This window comes from Nonomuraea longispora, assembly GCF_004348345.1.
Classification (GTDB): domain Bacteria; phylum Actinomycetota; class Actinomycetes; order Streptosporangiales; family Streptosporangiaceae; genus Nonomuraea; species Nonomuraea longispora.
In genome coordinates, this window is the sequence record NZ_SMJZ01000419.1 from 1 (window position 1) to 1,650 (window position 1,650).

At 68.6% G+C, this 1,650-nt stretch carries 2 protein-coding genes; both read left to right on the forward strand.

The window, feature by feature from the left end; translation table 11 throughout:
* The first annotated feature begins 194 nt into the window (after positions 1-194).
* On the forward strand, positions 195-827 hold the full coding sequence (locus tag E1267_RS43660; protein ID WP_132342176.1) for a hypothetical protein: 633 nt from the start codon (positions 195-197) through the stop codon (positions 825-827).
* 23 nt (positions 828-850) lie between these two features.
* Positions 851-1,650 (forward strand): hypothetical protein (locus E1267_RS43665; RefSeq protein WP_220449966.1); only part of this gene is annotated, 800 nt, incomplete at its 3' end.

Sequence of the window (1,650 nt, forward strand, 5' to 3'; positions counted from 1 at the left end):
GGTGAGGGGGTGGGGCTGAGGGCGAGCGCCAGCCCGATGGCCGCGGCGTCGGTCCAGGAGAAAGGCACAGTACGGAGTTTGGCGATATTTCCGTTTTGTGTTCGCTCTCTTACAAATATCTTGAAATAAGGCCTTGCCAGGTCAGGCGCGAGATAGGCAGGTGTCTGCAGGTCCGTCGACGTGGAGGGTGGAGCATGGGGACACCTCAGGCCGAGGGCGGCGACGCGCACGGCGAACCCAGGCCAGGCCTGGGCCTGTCGGTCGAGCAGCGTCCGACGCTCGTCAGGACCTACGAGGGAAACGGGAGCGGCGAGGAGTACGACTACGACCCCGACAACGTCGAGGAAGCGTACAGCGACCACATCCACTTCCACCGCAACGGCGACTACCCCGCCGAGCCGCCCGCCCCTCCCAGCAAGGAGGAGTTCGGCGACCTGCTCGCCCGCAACCGCGTCGACCCCGGCACGGCCAAGGGTGAGTCGTTCATCAAGGTCGACGCCTACGAGGAACCCGGCACCGGCAAGGCCCTGCCGACGTCCCCCGTGGAGCAGCTCCGGCGTGACCTGGAGCGCCTGCAGGGCGAGACGGGCGGGCAGAGCCTCAAGGTGCGTCTCCAGCTCGCCGCGCTGACCGACCGGGAGCTCGGCACCTGGCAGGCCGCCGCCGACTTCAAGATGACCACCGACAAGGCACAGTCCACGCTGACATCGGCCGTCGACCGCGTCTACCAGGTGTACTCCGCCGTGATGCAGGCGCTCGACGACACCGTCAGAACCGCCAAGAACGCCGACCGGGCCGCCGCGGGCGACCTGGGCCGCCTCACCTGATCCCGCGCATTTGACGAGAAACGATGACTGACTACTGGGTCGAACCGCTCAAGGACACCAGGGCGCCGCAGATCGAGGACACCATGCCCGTCGGCGGCGGTGGCGGTGACGCGGAGAGCAGCGACGGCGTCTCCGCGCTCATCCAGAGCACCAAGCCGGACCGGGTCGCCGAGGCGGGCAGGCACTACAAGGCGATCGCCGACATGTGCGAGGAGTCCGTGGAACTGCTGCACAGGCAGGCCGGGGTCATCGCGGAGACGCTCGGCGGCGAGACCCTCGAACAGGTCTTCAAGACCATCGGGGAACTGCAGAAGGACCTCGCGCGCATCAGCTTCGCCGCCCGCTCCGTCGGCGAGCCCCTCCGGTGGTACGGCGAGGAGGTGCTCCCCTGGTTCCACCACAACGTGCCGAGGACGGGCAGCGTCGGGCTCGACGACTCGATCGGCGACTTCTTCGGCAGCGACACCAACGGCCACGCCCTCGCCCGGCACCACCTGCGGCAGCTCAACCGCTTCATGGGCGAGGCGTACACCGCCATGGGCGACTACGTCGAGCAACGGTCGAAGCCGCCGCAGACCGGGCCGATGAACCCGTTCGACACGCAGAATTACCCCGCCGGGGGCATCGGCGACCCGTACGCGGGGCCGGGGCTGGGCTCCCCGTACGGCTCGCCCGATCTCGGCGCCACATCCGGGCTGGGCGGCCCGGACCTCCCCGGCCTGAACGACCCGTCCCTCGATGGCCCGTCCCTCGATGACCCGTCACTCAAGGACCCGTCGTTGCAGGACCCCTCCCTCCAGGACCTGTCTCTTATACACACCTG

What these genes read in the sequence shown, in the direction of transcription:
- E1267_RS43660 (WP_132342176.1), top strand. Translation starts at nt 195, where the DNA reads ATGGGGACACCTCAGGCCGAGGGCGGCGACGCGCACGGCGAACCCAGG.